Below are 15,963 nucleotides of genomic sequence, written 5' to 3' on the forward strand. Positions count from 1 at the left end.
TCTTGCTGAGCGAAACCTTGTATGTATACGGTCTCCATACGCTAGGTTCTCCCGTGGAGTGTGGATGATGACGGAAATTCTTGTGCAAGTGGGTGCGGAGGGGAAGGTTCCTTCGACAGGCAGGGTGGTCGATCACCCGGCATGGCCCGTGCTCAAGGATGCCGTGGAGCGGATCCGGCCCTGGCAGTCCAAGGACGGCTCGATCGACTTCGACGCCGAGGGCGCACCGGACCGCTCCGACGCGGCGCACGCCGTGAGCGAGGTGGCCGAGGCCGTCAAGGAGCTGTCGCCGCTGCTTCCGCACGACCGCGCCTACCACGATGCGCTGGTCCAGGACCTGGTCCGCTGGGCCGAGGGCGGCTTCCAGGTGCCCGACTTCCTCGACTCGCTGATGGCCTTCCAGCCCGCCGAGCAGCGCGAGCACGGCCTCCAGCACCTGGTCGTCTTCCCGATGTACACCCAGAACGGCAACCCGGACCGCAACCTGGAGGCGGTCGTGCTGCGCATGGTCTGGCCCGACTGGCTGGCCGAGCTGGAGCGCACCCGCTACGACAACCCGCTGTTCTGCGGCATCACCTTCGAGGACTTCACCTCGGGCTACGACACCAACTCCGCGGTGCTCTTCCCCGAGACGATCGCCGTGCGCGAGGCCCCCGAGCGCTTCACCTGGGGCGGCATCTTCTGCGACCGAGAGGCGGCCCGCTTCCGCCGCGTCACCGCCGCCGCGGTGGACATCCTGGGCCTGGAGCTGCCCGAGGACGTCGCGGCCATGGTCCACGACCAGAAGCGCTGCGAGGAGGCGTTCGTCCTGTGGGACATGGTCCACGACCGCACCCACAGCCACGGCGACCTGCCGTTCGACCCGTTCATGATCAAGCAGCGCCAGCCGTTCTGGATGTACGGCCTGGAGGAGCTGCGCTGCGACCTCACTGCCTTCAAGGAAGCCGTCAAGCTGGCCGGTGAGGGCGTGCCGCAGGCCCGCGACGTCCAGGTCGCGGTGCTGTTCGACCGGATGTTCCGCTTCCCCGTCACCGGCGAGCGGGTCCGCAACTACGACGGCCTCGGCGGCCAGCTGCTCTTCGCCTACCTGCACAAGCACGACGTGGTCCGCTGGACCGACAACAAGCTGACCATCGACTGGGAGCGCGCCCCCGAGGTCACCAACCAGCTGTGCGCCGAGATCGAGAAGCTGTACCGCGACGGCATCGACCGTCCCAAGCTGGTCCACTGGTTCGCCGGCTACGAACTGGTCTCCACCTACCTGTCCCCGCACCCGGGCTCCACCTGGGTCAAGGGCCCCGACGCCCTCGACCTGACGCTGCCGCCGCGCAAGCTGGTCGACGAGGTGCTGCCCGACGAATTTCCGCTGAGCATGTTCTATGAGGCACTGTCCAAGAAGCTGAAGCACGTGATCGCCTCCACCAAGGGCATCACGGCGGACAGCGCCGAGCGGGTCGCCGCGTGAGCGATCTCGTTCACACCACTGCTCAGGAGGCGAGAAAAATGGGGCACGGGGCGCTCGACGGTGCGGTGATCGCGGTGGCCGGCGCGGGGGGACCCGCGGGACGGGCGGCACTGCTCAGGCTGGCCGAGGCGGGAGCGACCGTCGTCGGTTCGGACAACGACCCGGAACGGCTGGCGGAGGCCGTCGACGCGGCGCGCTACGCGCACGGCGGCGCCACCGTCACCGGTGACACGGTGGACCTGCTGGACCTGGACTCCACCCGCGAGTGGGCCGCCCGCACCGAGAAGGAGTTCGGCCGGATCGACGGCCTGGTCCATCTCGTCGGCGGCTGGCGGGGCAGCGAGACCTTCACCAAGACCAGCCTGGACGACTGGGACTTCCTGGAGCTGCTGCTGGTGCGTACCGTGCAGCACACCTCCCTCGCCTTCCACGAGGCGCTCCAGCGCAGCGACCGCGGCCGCTACCTGCTGATCAGCGCGGCGGGCGCGACGAAGCCCACCGCCGGCAACGCCGCCTACGCGGCGGGCAAGGCCGCGGCCGAGGCCTGGACGCTGGCCATGGCCGACTACTTCCGCAAGGCCGGGGGCGAGCAGGGGCCGACATCGGCGGCTGCGATCCTGGTCGTGAAGGCGTTGGTGCACGACGCGATGCGCGCCGACCGCCCCAACGCGAAGTTCGCGGGCTTCACGGACGTCAAGGACCTGGCCGAGGCCATCGTCGGGGTCTGGGAGAAGCCCGCCGCGGAAGTGAACGGAAACCGTCTGTGGCTGACCGAGAAGCCGTGAACCCGCCGAGGACCGACGCGCGTCGTCATCACGACCCGGACGTCCGCGGCTTCGCCAGCGACAACTACGCCGGCGCCCACCCGGAGGTGCTCGCCGCCCTGGCCCTGGCCAACGGCGGGCACCAGGTGGCGTACGGCGAGGACGCCTACACCGAGAACCTCCAGCAGGTCGTGCGCAGCCACTTCGGCCCCACGGCCGAGGCGTTCCCGGTCTTCAACGGCACCGGCGCCAACGTGGTCGCCCTCCAGGCGGTCACCGACCGCTGGGGCGCGGTGATCTGCGCGGAGAGCGCCCACATCAACGTGGACGAGGGCGGCGCCCCGGAGCGGGTCGGCGGCATCAAGCTGCTCACCGTGCCGACCCCGGACGGCAAGCTCACCCCCGAGCTGATCGACCGGCAGGCGTACGGCTGGGACGACGAGCACCGCGCGATGCCGCAGGTGGTCTCCATAGCCCAGGCCACCGAACTGGGCACGGTGTACACCCCGGACGAGATCCGGGCCATCTGCGAGCACGCGCACGCGCACGGCATGAAGGTGCACGTGGACGGCTCGCGGCTGGCCAACGCGGCCGCCACGCTGGACGTGCCCCTGCGCACGTTCACCAACGCGGTCGGCGTCGACCTGCTCTCCCTGGGCGGCACCAAGAACGGCGCCCTGTTCGGGGAGGCCGTCGTCGTCCTGCAGCCGGACGGGATCCGGCACATGAAGCACCTGCGCAAGCTGTCCATGCAGCTCGCGTCCAAGATGCGCTTCGTGTCGGTGCAGCTGGAGGCCCTGCTGGCCCGGGACCTGTGGCTGCGCAACGCCCGGCACGCCAACGAGATGGCCCAGCGCCTGGCCGAGGGCGTCCGCGCGGTGCACGGCGTGGAGATCCTCTACCCGGTGCAGGCCAACGCGGTCTTCGCCCGCCTGCCGCACGCGGTGAGCGAGCGCCTGCAGCAGCGGTTCCGCTTCTACTTCTGGGACGAGGCCGCGGGCGACGTGCGCTGGATGTGCGCCTTCGACACGACCGAGGACGACGTGGACACGTTCGTCGCGGCGCTCAAGGAGGAAATGGCCCGCCTGTGACGGCGGCGCCCGCACGACCGTGCGGCCGGTCCGGAGACCGACGGTCTCCGGACCGGCCGCACCGTCATGTACGGGGCCGGCCCGCCACCGGGAACGCGGACGGCCGCGCCCCGGCCCCGGGCGGGGCGGGACGCGGCCGGAAGCCGGGGCGTCAGCGGGCCTCGGCGGCGCGGACCTGCTCCGCCGTCGGGGCCGTGCCACCGAGGTGGGCGGGCATCCACCAGGTGTCCTCCGGGCCCTTGGGACGCACCGGGTAGGCACGCTGCGCGGCCTCCAGGAGCTCCTGCACCCGCTCCCGCAGCTGGCGGGTGATCGCGCCCGCGTACTTGTCCTTGGACGCCTCCAGCGCCTCGCCCACACGGATCGTGATCGGGGTGTGGCTGCGCTTGAAGTTGCGCGGGTGGCCCTTGGTCCACAGCCGCTGCGTCCCCCACACGGCCATCGGGATCAGCGGCACGCCCGCCTCCTGGGCCATGCGCGCGGCACCCGACTTGAAGCTCTTCAGTGTGAAGGACTGGGAGATCGTCGCCTCCGGGAAGACGCCCACGATCTCGCCCGAGCGCAGCGAGTTCAGCGCGTGCGCGTACGCGGCGTCGCCCTGATTGCGGTCCACGGGGATGTGCTTCATGCCGCGCATCAGAGGGCCGGAGATGCGGTGGCGGAAGACGGACTCCTTGGCCATGAAGCGCACCAGCCGCTTCTGCGGCAGCGCGGCCAGGCCGTTGAACACGAAGTCCAGGTAGCTGATGTGGTTGCTCACCAGCACCGCTCCGCCCGAGCGCGGGATGTTCTCCGAACCCCGGCAGTCGATCTTGAGGTCCCACACCTTGAACAGTGTCTGGGCGAAACCGATCACGGGACGGTAGACGAGTTCTGCCATGAGCGGGGTGGAAACCTTCCTTCTCTGCCTGGGAAGGAGGAACTCCCAGTCGAAGTTACGCAGCCGTAGGTTTACGGCTTGTGGCTGATGGTGCCCCAATAACGGCGCGGGAACCAGCCCTGCCGCCTGCCCGCCGCGAGATTCTCGTCACGTCGACGCCGTGATCCACCTCGTGCTTTTGCGCCCCGTGATGCCGCCGCGCGGCGCCGCAGGTCCCGCGGACGCTCCGCGCGGGAATCATCACGCTTCCCCGGACGCTGCACACAGTGACGACGGCGACGTGCCGTGGCGGCGACGGACGAGGGGAGCGCGCGGGTGCCCGAGAAGGAACGGACGCGGGACGGGGGCAGCCCGCCCGGAGCGGCGGAGACCGGGACACCGGCAGGTGCCGGACTCGGCGACCGCCTCGGCGCGCGCGCCACCCTGGTGCAGTTCTCCAGCGCCTTCTGCGCGCCCTGCCGTGCCACCCGCCGCGTCCTCGACGAGGTCGCCGGCATGGTCCCCGGGGTGAGCCACGTGGAGATCGACGCGGAGGCGAACCTCCCCCTCGTACGGCGGCTGGAGATCGTCCGCACCCCGACCGTGCTGGTCCTCGACGCCGACGGCCGCGAGGTGCGCCGGGCCACCGGACAGCCCCGGCGGGCCGACGTGATCGCCGCGCTCGGGGAGGCCGTGCGCGAGCGTGACGGCGCGTCGTGACTCATCTCCCAGAAACCCGGACCGACTTGACTGTGTGTGGCACCCATCGTCAGCCTGACACCATGTCGGAACTCCTTCGCTCCAGGTGGGTACCCGGCCGTCCGGCGGCCGCCGGACGCGCCGCGCCGCCGCGGGGACGGGCCCGGTGACCTGCCGCGCCCGCCCGCACCACCCCGAGTTCCACCCGCAGAAGGACGGTTCATGACGGCACCCTCCGACCTCGGCACGGCCCGGCCCGGCTCGCCCGGCCTGCTGCGCTCCGTCTTCCGGAAGCACGCGGCGGGGGTCGCGGTGATCACCGCGCGGGGCGACCGGGGACCGGTCGGCTTCACCGCCACCTCCCTCGCCTCCGTCTCCGCCGACCCGCCGATGCTCTCCTTCGGGGTCGCCACCGGCGGCTCCACCTGGCCCGCCATCGCGGCCGGCGACCACGTCGGCGTCCACCTCCTCGGCGAGCACCAGCGGGAGCTGGCGGCCACCTTCGCGCGCAGCGGCGCCGACCGGTTCGGCGCGGCGACCGCCTGGCGGGACGGGCCGGAAGGGGTGCCGCTGCTGGACGACGTGCTGGCCTGGATGGTGTGCCGGGTGGTCGCGCGGGTGCCCGCGGGGGGCCACCGCATCGTGGTCGCCGAGGTCCTGCTGGGCGACCCGGCCGGTGCCGGGCGTCCGCTCCTGTACCACCAGGGGCGCTTCACCGGTCTGCGGGACTGAACCGGGGCGCCTCCTGCTGCGCGGTGGTCCGGTTCCGGTTACGCTGCGTTGCGAAGGTCACAGTTCAAAGCGCTTGCTTAGCGGGCAGGAACTGGGTGTACTGACGAGTAATATTTCGTTCGGAGCGTGGGTCGCCCCGACCGGGATCGGCCGCTTCAGGCGCCTATGCTGCCTGCAGGCAGGCAGCCAGAAATGACGATGCAGTAGGAGAGCCGGCGTGAGCTTGAGGATCGTTGTCACTGTGAAGTACGTGCCCGACGCCACTGGCGACCGGCACTTCGCCGATGACCTGACCGTGGACCGTGACGATGTGGACGGTCTGCTCTCCGAGCTGGACGAGTACGCGGTCGAGCAGGCGCTGCAGATCTCGGAGAACTCGGACGACGACGTCGAGGTCACCGTGCTGACGGTGGGCCCCGAGGACGCCAAGGACGCGCTGCGCAAGGCGCTGTCCATGGGTGCGGACAAGGCGATCCACGTCGAGGACGACGATCTGCACGGCACCGACGCCATCGGCACGTCCCTGGTGCTGGCCAAGGCGATCGAGAAGGCCGGCTACGACCTGGTGCTCTCCGGCATGGCCTCCACCGACGGCGCGATGGGCGTCGTCCCGGCGCTGCTCGCGGAGCGCCTGGGCGTGCCGCAGGTGACGCTGCTGTCCGAGGTGTCCGTGGCGGACGGCACCGTCAAGGGCCGCCGCGACGGCGACGCCGCCTCCGAGCAGCTCGAGGCGTCCCTGCCCGCGGTCGTGTCGGTGACCGACCAGTCCGGCGAGGCCCGCTACCCGTCCTTCAAGGGCATCATGGCGGCCAAGAAGAAGCCGGTTCAGTCCTGGGACCTGTCCGACCTCGACATCGACGCCGGCGAGGTCGGTCTGGACAACGCGTACACGGTCGTGGAGTCGGCGGCCGAGCGGCCGGCGCGCACCGCGGGCACGATCGTCAAGGACGAGGGCGAGGGCGGCAAGCAGCTCGCCGCCTTCCTCGCGGAGCGAAAGTTCGTCTGACGCAGCCTCGCGAGCCAGAAGTTCATCTGAGCCGCACGGCTCGGCTCGCTTCCCGCCCCTCACACTTCGCAAGCAGGAGAGAAGAAGTCCCATGGCTGAAGTTCTCGTCTACGTCGATCACGTGGACGGTGCCGTCCGCAAGCCGACCCTGGAGCTGCTGACGCTGGCCCGCCGTATCGGCGAGCCGGTCGCGGTGGCCCTCGGCAGCGGCGCCGCCGCCACCGCCGCCACGCTGGCCGGGCACGGCGCGGTGAAGGTCCTCACCCACGAGGCCGCCGAGTACGCCGACTACCTGGTGGTGCCGAAGGTGGACGCCCTCCAGGCCGCCCACGCCGCCGTCTCCCCGGCCGCCGTCCTGGTGTCGTCCTCGACGGAGGGCAAGGAGATCGCCGCGCGTCTGGCGCTGCGGCTGGGTTCGGGCATCATCACCGACGCCGTCGACCTGGAGGCGGGCGATGAGGGCCCGGTGGCCACGCAGTCGGTGTTCGCCGCCGCCTACACCACCCGGTCGCGGGTGTCGAAGGGCACGCCGGTGATCACGGTGAAGCCGAACAGTGCCGCCGTGGAGCCGGCCGCTGCGGCGGGCGCGGTGGAGGAGCTGTCGGTGTCGTTCTCGGCGCAGGCGACCGGTACGAAGGTGACCGGGCGGACGCCGCGGGAGTCGACGGGCCGTCCGGAGCTGACCGAGGCCGCGATCGTGGTCTCCGGCGGGCGCGGGGTCAACGGTGCGGAGAACTTCGCGGTGATCGAGGCGCTGGCGGACCAGCTGGGCGCGGCCGTGGGTGCCTCGCGGGCGGCGGTGGACGCGGGCTGGTACCCGCACACCAGCCAGGTCGGGCAGACCGGCAAGAGCGTGTCGCCGCAGCTGTACATCGCCTCCGGCATCTCGGGCGCGATCCAGCACCGGGCGGGCATGCAGACCTCGAAGACCATTGTCGCGGTCAACAAGGACGCCGAGGCCCCGATCTTCGACCTGGTCGACTACGGCGTCGTCGGCGACCTGTTCGACGTCGTCCCCCAGCTCACCGAGGAGATCAAGACCCGCAAGGGCTGATCGTCCCACCTGCCGTACGAGGCCCTCACGACCCGTTGCCGGTCGTGGGGGCCTCGACGCGTCCCAGGGTCAGGGACGCCTGCACCGGCAGGTGATCACTCGGGAACCGTCCGCCCGGCGCGAACGTGTTGAGCCGCGCACGATGCACCGTCACCCCGGGCGTGACCAGGATCCAGTCGATGCGGTCGCCGTCCGGCACCAGCGGCCGGTACCCGTGGAAGGTCGCGTACGCCCGCCCGCGCCCGGCCGCCTCGTCCCAGGTGTCGAGCAGCCCGGCGTCCAGCAGCGTGCGGTGCACCGGGTTGCGGTGCGCGGCGGCGTTGAAGTCACCGGTCACGACCACCGGCAGTGAGCGGGCCAGGCCGGTGACGCGGGCGGCGATCAGGGCCGCGGACCGCTCGCGGGCGTCCTGGCGGGCGTTGTCCAGATGGGTGTTGAGCACGCAGAACTCCCGGCCACCGTCCCGCAGGTCACGGAAGCGGACCCAGGTGACCATGCGGATGTGGGCGTTCCCCCAGGTGTTGGACGCGATCACGTCCGGGGTGTCGGACAGCCAGAAGTGGTCGTACTCCACCGGCGCGAGCCGGCGCGTGTCGTAGAGGACCGCCATGAACTCGTCCCGGCTGCCGCCGGCCCGGCCGGTGCCGATCCAGTCGTAGGCGGGCCCCAGATCCGTCCCGATGTCCCGCAGCTGCCCGTAGAGGCCCTCCTGGGTGCCGATGACGTGCGGACGTTCGTGGCGCAGCAGCTGCCGCATCACGGGTCTGCGCGCGGCCCAGCTGTGCGGCTCGGCCGGGCTCGCGAAGCGCAGGTTGAACGACATGACCTCAAGGGGCCGGGAGGGCCCCTCACCGGCCGAGACCGGGGCGGGGGACAGTGCTGTACTGGAGAGCGGAAGGGCGACGGAGGCGGCGAGTGCGGTCTTCAGTCCCAGGCGGCGCGGGACGCGGGCGCGGTGCGGCAACGGAGCTCCTTCGGCGGTGCGGACGGCTTCCGGCGGGACGCGTGCTCGGGGCGGTGGCGTGCGAAGTGTTCCGGTTCTCCCGGGAAAGACGGTGCCAGAAAGTCGTGAACATGCCGAGATGGAGGAGCGGAACGCGCGGCATCGGGTGTTGACCCGGCGAAAGGTCCCCGGATAACTTCGTTCTACGGATTGTTGATTCCGGATTGCGGAAAAGCTCGGTCGGTTTCGATCGTGTCGTTCGGGTCGTGCGGTTTCCGGCAGTGCGGTTTCCGACAAGGTGGACAGCGTCGACGTGAAGGGGTGCCGGATGGGCGAGGGCCAGCAGGAGCGGGTGGCGACGAGCATCGCGGAGGCCGTCACCGAGGAGATCGGCGCCGCCCTCGCGCCGGTCGACGCCGAACTGGAGCGCCGCTACCCCGGCGACCCGGGCACCCGTCAGCCCGTCCACACGGTCTACGTGCCCGGCGACGACTTCACCGCCGACACCCCGCGCGTCTGGGGCGACCGGGCCCTGGCCCTGCTCGACGAACACGCCCCCGACCCCGCCTCCTTCGCCGCCGCCCTCGGGCTGGACGAGGCCCTGGCCGCGGACGTCCACGACCGCGTCCGGGCCAAGCTGGCGCGCGAACCCGTCGAGGACCTGCGCGTGGACTTCGAGGACGGCTACGGGGGCCGCACCGACGCCGAGGAGGACCGGCACGCCGCCCGCGCGGCCCGGCTGATCGCCGGGACCCACGCCCGGGGCGGCAGCGGGCCGCGGACCGGCACGGACGCGGCGGCCCCCTACGCGGGCATCCGCATGAAGTGCATGGAGGCCCCGGTCCGCGACCGCGGCATCCGCACCCTCGACATCTTCCTCACCGGTCTCATGGAGGCCGGCGGCCTGCCGGAGGGGCTCCTTCTCACCCTGCCCAAGGTGACCTACCCCGAGCAGGTCACCGCCATGGCGAGGCTCCTCGACGCGTTCGAGAATGCGCACGGGCTGGAGCCCGGCCGGATCGGCTTCGAGATCCAGATCGAGACCAGCCAGTCCATCCTCGCCGCGGACGGCACCGCCACCGTCGCCCGCATGATCCAGGCCGCCGAGGGCCGCGCCACCGGCCTGCACTACGGCACCTTCGACTACAGCGCCTGCCTCGGCGTCTCCGCCGCCCACCAGGCCAGTGACCACCCGGCCGCCGACCACGCCAAGGCCGTCATGCAGGTCGCGGCGGCCGGTACCGGCGTCCGCGTCTCGGACGGCTCCACCAACGTCCTGCCGGTCGGTCCGACCGCACAGGTGCACGCCGCCTGGCGCCTGCACTACGGCCTGACCCGGCGGGCCCTCGCCCGCGCCTACTACCAGGGCTGGGACATGCACCCCGGCCACCTCCCGACCCGCTACGCCGCCGTCTTCGCCTTCTACCGCGAGGGCTGCGCCCAGGCCGTCGACCGGCTCGCCCGGTACGCCGACCGGACCGGCGGCGCCGTCATGGACGAACCGGCCACCGCCAAGGCCCTCGCCGGATACCTCCTGCGCGGCCTCGACTGCGGCGCCCTGGACCCCGCGGAGGTGGCGGGCCCGGCCGGCCTGACCCGCACCGACCTGGAGGGCTTCGCCGCCCCTCGGCGGGGGGACCTGACTCCCACCGCCCGCTGAACCGCGCCGCTTCCTCAGCCCGCGGAACCCCTCCCTCGGCCGACACTGCCGTACCCACTTGCCGCACCTATCGATTCTCGATAGATTTCCATCGTGATTCGATGGAGGGAGAGGCAATGGGACAACTGACGGTGCTCGCGCTCCGCGTCGTGCTGGCGGCGCTGCTGGCGGGTTCGGTGGGCGTACAGGCCGTGCTGGTGCCGCTGTTGGTGAGCGACCTGGAGGGCCTCGACCCGGAGTACGCCCACCTGCGCCTGTCGCTGCCGCTGGTCGTGGTCCTGGGCGTGGCGGCGGCCCAGGTGGTGCTCGTCTGCGTCTGGCGGCTGGTGACCATGGTGCGGCGCGGCACGGTGTTCTCCCACGCCGCCTTCCGCTACGTGCACATCGTCATCGGCGCCTTCGTGGCCGCGGCCCTGCTGGTGTTCACGCTGGGCGTGCTCCTCGCACCCGGTGAGGCCGTGGCGCCCGGCGTGGTGCTCCTCGTCGGCGGGGCCGGCCTGGCCGTCCTGGGCATCGCACTCGTGGTGCTCGTGCTGCGGATGCTGCTCGCCCAGGCCGTCGCCCGCGACGTCGAGGCGACGCGGCTGCGGGACGAGCTCGCCGAGGTGATCTGATGCCGATCGTCGTGGACATCGACGTCATGCTGGCCCGGCGCAAGATGTCCGTGGGCGAGCTCGCGGAGCGCGTCGGCATCACCCCGGCCAACCTGGCCGTCCTCAAGAACGGCCGGGCGAAGGCCGTGCGCTTCACCACCCTCGCCGCGCTCTGCGAGGTCCTCGAATGCCAGCCGGGCGACCTCCTGCGCTGGGAACCCGACCCCGTCCCGGCGCCCACGACCGCGTCCGCCGGCGGAGCCCTCTAGGCTGTACGCCACACACGGGGTGGCGGGTCTCAACAGGAACGGGGCAGCGGTGTCGGCGGGGGAGAACGGGCGGCCGGACGGGGCCGGGCGGCTGCTGGCGGGGCGTTATCGCGTCCTGCGGCAGCTCGGACGCGGCGGTATGGGCGTGGTCTGGAAGGCGCGCGACGAGGTCCTCGGCCGCGAGGTGGCCGTCAAGGAACTGCGCACCTACACCGACGCGGCCGGCCCCGAACTGACCGAGCTGGGACTGCGGATGCGCCGCGAGGCCCGGGCCGCCGCCCGGGTCCGCCACCCCGCCGTCATCGCCGTGCACGACGTCGCCGAGGTGGACGGCCGCCCCCTGATCGTCATGGAACTCGTCGACGGCCCCTCCCTCGACGACGTGCTCCGCGAGCGCGGCACCCTGCCGCCGGCGGAGGCGGCGCGGATCGGCGCCGAGGTCATGGACGCCCTGGCGGCCGCACACCGCGCGGGAGTACTGCACCGGGACGTCAAGCCCGGCAACATCCTCCTCGACCGCTCCGGCCGGATCGTGCTCACCGACTTCGGCATAGCCACCATGGAGGACCCGGGCGACGGCTCGGCCACCCATCTGACCCGCAGCGGCGAACTCGTCGGCTCCCTCGACTACCTGGCCCCCGAGCGGGCCCGGGGCGCCGAACCGGGCCCCGCCTCGGACGTCTGGGCCCTCGGGGCCACGCTGTACGCGGCCGTCGAGGGGACCGCCCCCTTCCGCCGCACCTCGGCGTTCTCCACCCTCACCGCCATCGTCGAGGAGCCGCTGCCCGAACCCCGCCGTGCCGGACCGCTCACGCCCGTCCTGCACCGGCTGATGGAGAAGGCGCCCGAGGCGCGCCCGGCGGCCGAGGACGCGCGCGACCTGCTGCGGTCGGTGACGTCGGCCGACGGGGCACCGGCCCCGACGGCACCCCCTGCCGGGCCGGCCGCCCCGCCCGCGCCCCCGCGCACCGCGACGCAACTCGACGTCCCGGCCCTGCCTCCGGCCGCCGGGCCGGCGCCCCACCTGCCCCCTCCGCCGGGCAGGCCGGTCCCGGGCACCGCGGCCACCGTGCCGCAGACGGCCGGCGTCTCCGGCCGCCGCGGCCGCGTCCTGCTCGCCGCCCTGGCGGCGGCCGTCGTCCTCGCCACCGCGGGCGTCACCGTCGCCCTGCTCGGCCTCCCGGACGGCGGCCGGGCCGACGCCCGCACCGGCACCGGCACCGCCGGCCCCACCGACGCCGAACCGCGGCGCAGCCCCGAGACGAACGGGCAGGACGACGAAGCGGACCGCGGCCGGGACACCCCCGCCCCGGACAGCAGTCCGGACAGCGGCACCGACACCACGCCCAGCACGCCCCCGGCGACCGGCCCCGCGACGCCCTCCGAGGACGACCCGGCAGCCGCCCGGTCACCGGCCTGCCACGCCATCGGCGGCGGCCGGTACAACTGCCACGTCGGCCGCACCACCGCCTCCTACACCGACTCCGGCACCCGGGCGGGCGTCCTCAAGCAGGGCACCAACTACTTCTACTGCCAGCAGAACCTGGGCCGCCGCGAGACGTACAAGAAGTGGACCAACGTGTGGTGGGCCCGGACCGACGACGACAGCGGCAACAAGGACGTCTGGGTGAGCGTCGTCTACGTCCGGGGCGGCGCCAACGACGGTCCGGTGCCCGGGCTTCCCGTCTGCTGAACCTCCAGGTACCGCTCCAGTCCCGAGTCCACCACCCGCTTCTCCTCGGCGAACAGCCGCGTGCCCCGCGCGCACAGCAGGATGTCCGCGCGGGCCCGGGCGGAGAACTCCTCGGCGGTCGTGCCGAACAGTTCCCGCAACGCCGCGGAGCCGACCAGCAGTTCGGTGAGCAGCTCGCGCTGCCCGGGGTGGGTGCGCGGGGCGCCGGTGCCGTCGTGCAGCACGCCGTGCCGGTTGACGTACACGTACGCACCGGGCAACGAGGTGCCGTCGGCGAGGTCGACACGCACGTTGGGGGAGGGCAGCCAGGCGCGGCCGTAGTTGCCGTCCGGCCGGGGCACGCCCTCGCTGGCGTCGACGGCCGCGAGCTGCTCGGCGTCCAGCCACAGGACGAACAACTCCCGCACCCTGCCCGGCGCTTGCACCGGCGACGCGGACACGTACCCCATGCGGCTCACATGGGCCGAGACACCCACGTCGACGCCCGTGACCCGGGCCCGCACCATCGGGACGGTCGCGGTGATCCCCGACTCGGCCATCTTGTGCCGCAGCTGGCCGGGGGAGGCGTTGGAACCCACGGCCAGCACGGGCACCCGGTCCGGGTGCACCAGACGATCCAGGGGCAGCAGCCGGTCCCCGTCGAGCAGGCCCGAGTCGGCCGGCCAGACCCCCGGGTACAGCAACGGGTCCTCGCGCGGCACTCCGGCCAGCCCCAGCGCCTCCAGCGTGCGGTCCTCCGCCGTCATCGGCCGCTCAGTCCGCCGGCGCCAGCTCGCCCGAGCCGCGCGTGATCAGCCGGGTCGGCAGTTCGATGCGCTCCGGGAACGGAAGCGTGCCCTCCAGCCGCCGGAACAGCCGTTCCGCCGCGGTCCGCCCGAGGGCCGCTGCGTCCTGCGCGACGACGGTGACGCCCGGCCGGAGCAGGTCCCCGAGCTCGATGTCGTCGAAGCCGACCAGTGCCACCCGGCGCGCCTGCTCCGCCAGCACCCGGATGACGGTGACCGTCACCCGGTTGTTGCCCGCGAAGACGGCGGTGACCGGGTCCGGCCCGCTCAGCATCTCCTCGGCCGCCCGGCGCACCCGCAGGGGGTCGGTGACGCCCAGCGACATCCACGCCGGGGCCACCGGTATGCCCGCGTCCTCCATGGCGGCCCGGTAGCCGCGCAGCCGCTCGGCCGCCGTGTGGATGCGGGGCATGTCGCCGATGAAGCCGATCCTGCGGTGCCCGTGGGCGATCAGGTGGGCGACACCGTCGCGGGCCCCGCCGAAGTTGTCCGACACCACCACGTCCGCGTCGATCCGGCCGGCCGGACGGTCCACGAACACCGTGGCCACGCCCGCCCTGATCTCCGGCTCCAGATAGCGGTGGTCGTCCCCGGCCGGGATCACCACCAGGCCGTCGACCCGGCGGGCGCACAGCGCCAGCACCAGCTCCTGCTCACGCTCCGAGTCCTCCGCGCTCGAACCGTTGATCAGCAGCGCACCGTGCGCGCGGGCCACCTCCTCCACCGCGCGGCTCAGCGGGCCGTAGAAGGGGTCGGCGAGATCCTCCAGGACCAGTCCGATGCTGGCGGTGCGGCCCTTGCGCAGCACCCGCGCGCTGTCGTTGCGCCGGAACCCCAGTGCCTCGATGGCCTCCTGCACCCGGCGCTCGGTCTCCGCGGTGACACCCGGCTCGCCGTTCACCACGCGCGAGACCGTCTTCAGACCCACCCCGGCACGGGCCGCCACGTCCTTCATGGTCGGACGGTTGCCGTAGCGGGCCCCCGGGAGGTGATGGGTGCGGTGATGGGTCTCCGGCACGGTGCGGTGTCCTGTCCTGTCGTCCACGGGGGTGCGTAGTCCATGGGGTTGTATGAGGATGTGGCGTCGAGCATAGAACCTGGACAACGTTGTCACGCTCGGGGGAGACTGTCCATCGTGCCCTCCGGCCCGTACCCCACCGCGAGACCGGGTTGTGGTTCGCCCCATGTGTCACCGCTTGGTCCCACATGGGTCTTTCTCGGTATTCGTCTCATGGTTGACGGGGAGATCCGACACTGATGCACACCGACCTCGTGGCTGCGCTCGACATCGGCGGCACCAAGATCGCCGGCGCACTGGTGGACGGCGGGGGCAGCCTGCTGTTCCGCGCCCAGCGGCCCACGCCCGCCCGGCAGGACGGCGGGACCGTCATGCGCGCGGTGGAGGAGGTGCTCGGTGAACTCACCGCCTCCCCGCTGTGGGGCGGCGTCGGCGCCGTGGGCATCGGCAGCGCGGGCCCGGTGGACGCCACCGCCGGCACCGTGAGCCCGGTGAACGTGCCCGGCTGGCGCGACTACCCCCTGGTCGCCCGCGTCCGTGCCGCGGCCGGGGAACTGCCCGTGGTGCTCATCGGGGACGGGGTGGCGATCGCCGCGGCCGAACACTGGCAGGGGGCCGCCCGCGGCCACGACAACGCGCTGTGCATGGTCGTGTCGACCGGCGTCGGCGGCGGCCTGGTGCTCGGCGGCCGCGTACACCCGGGCCCCACGGGCAACGCCGGTCACATCGGCCATATCAGCGTCGACCTCGACGGTGATCCGTGCCCGTGCGGCGCCCGGGGCTGCGTGGAGCGGATCGCCAGCGGCCCCAACATCGCCCGCCGCGCCCTGGACAACGGCTGGCGTCCGGGCCCCGACGGCGACACCTCTGCCGCCGCGGTGGCCGCCGCCGCCCGGGTCGGTGACCCGGTGGCCGTGGCGTCCTTCGATCGTGCCGCCCGGGCGCTGGCCGCCGGCATAGCGGCCACCGCCACCCTCGTCGAGATCGACATCGCGGTGATCGGCGGGGGAGTGGCCAAGGCCGGCGAGGTCCTGCTCGCCCCGCTGCGCCGCGCGCTGACCGAGTACGCCACCCTGTCCTTCGTCCAGCGGCTCGCGGTCGTCCCGGCCCGCATGGGCACCGACGCCGGCCTCGTGGGCGCCGCGGCGGCGGCCCTGGCCCGGCGGGCCGATACGGCGGTCGCGGGCGTCTGACGGGCGGGCCGAGACCGGCTGGCGGGTGTCGCACCGGCGGACCGGCGGGCCGAGACCGGCTGGCGGGTGTCGCACCGGCGGACCGGCGGGCCGAGACCGGCTGGCGGGTGTCGCACCGGCGGACCGGCGGGCCGAGACC

At 72.8% G+C, this 15,963-nt stretch carries 16 protein-coding genes; 12 read left to right on the forward strand and 4 right to left on the reverse strand.

Annotated elements, in window-relative coordinates; translation table 11 throughout:
- The first annotated feature begins 67 nt into the window (after positions 1–67).
- Genes ACIRPP_RS01055 through ACIRPP_RS01065 form a run of 3 tightly spaced genes read left to right on the forward strand, consistent with a single transcriptional unit; the run spans position 68 to position 3,320 of the window.
- Positions 68–1,465, forward strand: coding sequence for a DUF6421 family protein (locus ACIRPP_RS01055; RefSeq protein ID WP_403636844.1), 1,398 nt, complete (start codon positions 68–70; stop codon positions 1,463–1,465).
- Positions 1,466–1,503: 38 nt separating this feature from the next.
- Positions 1,504–2,250 (forward strand): SDR family NAD(P)-dependent oxidoreductase, encoded by a 747-nt coding sequence (locus ACIRPP_RS01060; protein ID WP_403637556.1) that lies wholly within the window; start codon positions 1,504–1,506, stop codon positions 2,248–2,250.
- On the forward strand, positions 2,247–3,320 hold the full coding sequence (locus tag ACIRPP_RS01065; protein ID WP_403637557.1) for a threonine aldolase family protein: 1,074 nt from the start codon (positions 2,247–2,249) through the stop codon (positions 3,318–3,320). The genes ACIRPP_RS01060 and ACIRPP_RS01065 overlap by 4 nt, the downstream gene beginning before the upstream one ends.
- Positions 3,321–3,471: 151 nt before the next feature.
- Here ACIRPP_RS01065 and ACIRPP_RS01070 read toward each other — a convergent pair whose 3' ends face one another.
- Positions 3,472–4,200, reverse strand: a complete 729-nt coding sequence (locus ACIRPP_RS01070; protein ID WP_164339112.1) for a 1-acyl-sn-glycerol-3-phosphate acyltransferase — start codon at positions 4,198–4,200, stop codon at positions 3,472–3,474.
- 315 nt (positions 4,201–4,515) lie between these two features.
- Between ACIRPP_RS01070 and ACIRPP_RS01075 the strand changes: the two genes are divergently transcribed.
- The 4 genes from ACIRPP_RS01075 to ACIRPP_RS01090 all read left to right on the forward strand — a co-directional run bounded on the left by ACIRPP_RS01075 (position 4,516) and on the right by ACIRPP_RS01090 (position 7,670).
- Positions 4,516–4,899, forward strand: a complete 384-nt coding sequence (locus tag ACIRPP_RS01075; protein ID WP_403636845.1) for a thioredoxin family protein — start codon at positions 4,516–4,518, stop codon at positions 4,897–4,899.
- Positions 4,900–5,100: 201 nt separating this feature from the next.
- Positions 5,101–5,610, forward strand: coding sequence for a flavin reductase family protein (locus tag ACIRPP_RS01080; protein WP_403636846.1), 510 nt, complete (start codon positions 5,101–5,103; stop codon positions 5,608–5,610).
- A gap of 217 nt (positions 5,611–5,827) precedes the next feature.
- Entirely contained in the window at positions 5,828–6,616 is a 789-nt protein-coding gene (locus tag ACIRPP_RS01085) for an electron transfer flavoprotein subunit beta/FixA family protein (protein WP_403636847.1), read from the forward strand.
- A gap of 91 nt (positions 6,617–6,707) precedes the next feature.
- Positions 6,708–7,670: an electron transfer flavoprotein subunit alpha/FixB family protein gene (locus ACIRPP_RS01090; protein WP_403636848.1), complete on the forward strand. Its 963-nt coding sequence runs from the start codon at positions 6,708–6,710 to the stop codon at positions 7,668–7,670.
- Positions 7,671–7,695: 25 nt separating this feature from the next.
- On the opposite strand, the gene ACIRPP_RS01095 is transcribed toward ACIRPP_RS01090, so the two are convergent.
- Positions 7,696–8,634, reverse strand: a complete 939-nt coding sequence (locus ACIRPP_RS01095) for an endonuclease/exonuclease/phosphatase family protein (protein ID WP_403636850.1) — start codon at positions 8,632–8,634, stop codon at positions 7,696–7,698.
- Positions 8,635–8,941: 307 nt separating this feature from the next.
- Between ACIRPP_RS01095 and ACIRPP_RS01100 the strand changes: the two genes are divergently transcribed.
- The 4 genes from ACIRPP_RS01100 to ACIRPP_RS01115 all read left to right on the forward strand — a co-directional run bounded on the left by ACIRPP_RS01100 (position 8,942) and on the right by ACIRPP_RS01115 (position 12,828).
- A complete protein-coding gene (locus ACIRPP_RS01100; protein ID WP_403636852.1) occupies positions 8,942–10,273 on the forward strand; it encodes a DUF6986 family protein in 1,332 nt (443 codons plus the stop codon).
- Positions 10,274–10,389: 116 nt separating this feature from the next.
- A complete protein-coding gene (locus tag ACIRPP_RS01105; protein WP_403636854.1) occupies positions 10,390–10,887 on the forward strand; it encodes a DUF2975 domain-containing protein in 498 nt (165 codons plus the stop codon).
- Positions 10,887–11,135, forward strand: coding sequence for a helix-turn-helix transcriptional regulator (locus ACIRPP_RS01110; protein ID WP_164339120.1), 249 nt, complete (start codon positions 10,887–10,889; stop codon positions 11,133–11,135). The genes ACIRPP_RS01105 and ACIRPP_RS01110 overlap by 1 nt, the downstream gene beginning before the upstream one ends.
- A 49-nt stretch (positions 11,136–11,184) precedes the next feature.
- A complete protein-coding gene (locus ACIRPP_RS01115; RefSeq protein WP_403636855.1) occupies positions 11,185–12,828 on the forward strand; it encodes a serine/threonine-protein kinase in 1,644 nt (547 codons plus the stop codon).
- Here ACIRPP_RS01115 and ACIRPP_RS01120 read toward each other — a convergent pair.
- Complete coding sequence (locus tag ACIRPP_RS01120; protein WP_403636857.1) at positions 12,774–13,574, reverse strand: hypothetical protein; 801 nt, start codon at positions 13,572–13,574, stop codon at positions 12,774–12,776. The two genes, ACIRPP_RS01115 and ACIRPP_RS01120, sit on opposite strands and share 55 nt — an antisense overlap.
- Before the next feature lie 7 nt (positions 13,575–13,581).
- A complete protein-coding gene (locus ACIRPP_RS01125) occupies positions 13,582–14,631 on the reverse strand; it encodes a LacI family DNA-binding transcriptional regulator (RefSeq protein WP_403637558.1) in 1,050 nt (349 codons plus the stop codon).
- Between the two features lie 239 nt (positions 14,632–14,870).
- Between ACIRPP_RS01125 and ACIRPP_RS01130 the strand changes: the two genes are divergently transcribed.
- On the forward strand, positions 14,871–15,824 hold the full coding sequence (locus tag ACIRPP_RS01130; RefSeq protein WP_403636859.1) for an ROK family protein: 954 nt from the start codon (positions 14,871–14,873) through the stop codon (positions 15,822–15,824).
- Positions 15,825–15,963 lie beyond the last annotated feature (139 nt).

The sequence above is a fragment of the Streptomyces sp. NPDC101219 genome (assembly GCF_044767675.1).
In the GTDB taxonomy this organism is placed as follows: Bacteria; Actinomycetota; Actinomycetes; order Streptomycetales; family Streptomycetaceae; genus Streptomyces.

Excerpts from the sequence above, each read along its gene's own strand:
- ACIRPP_RS01055 (WP_403636844.1), top strand. The coding sequence starts at position 68 with ATGACGGAAATTCTTGTGCAAGTGGGTGCGGAGGGGAAGGTTCCTTCG.
- ACIRPP_RS01060 (WP_403637556.1), top strand. The coding sequence starts at position 1,504 with ATGGGGCACGGGGCGCTCGACGGTGCGGTGATCGCGGTGGCCGGCGCG.
- ACIRPP_RS01070 (WP_164339112.1), bottom strand. The coding sequence starts at position 4,200 with ATGGCAGAACTCGTCTACCGTCCCGTGATCGGTTTCGCCCAGACACTG.
- ACIRPP_RS01080 (WP_403636846.1), top strand. The coding sequence starts at position 5,101 with ATGACGGCACCCTCCGACCTCGGCACGGCCCGGCCCGGCTCGCCCGGC.
- ACIRPP_RS01090 (WP_403636848.1), top strand. The coding sequence starts at position 6,708 with ATGGCTGAAGTTCTCGTCTACGTCGATCACGTGGACGGTGCCGTCCGC.
- ACIRPP_RS01100 (WP_403636852.1), top strand. The coding sequence starts at position 8,942 with ATGGGCGAGGGCCAGCAGGAGCGGGTGGCGACGAGCATCGCGGAGGCC.
- ACIRPP_RS01105 (WP_403636854.1), top strand. The coding sequence starts at position 10,390 with ATGGGACAACTGACGGTGCTCGCGCTCCGCGTCGTGCTGGCGGCGCTG.
- ACIRPP_RS01110 (WP_164339120.1), top strand. The coding sequence starts at position 10,887 with ATGCCGATCGTCGTGGACATCGACGTCATGCTGGCCCGGCGCAAGATG.
- ACIRPP_RS01120 (WP_403636857.1), bottom strand. The coding sequence starts at position 13,574 with ATGACGGCGGAGGACCGCACGCTGGAGGCGCTGGGGCTGGCCGGAGTG.
- ACIRPP_RS01130 (WP_403636859.1), top strand. The coding sequence starts at position 14,871 with ATGCACACCGACCTCGTGGCTGCGCTCGACATCGGCGGCACCAAGATC.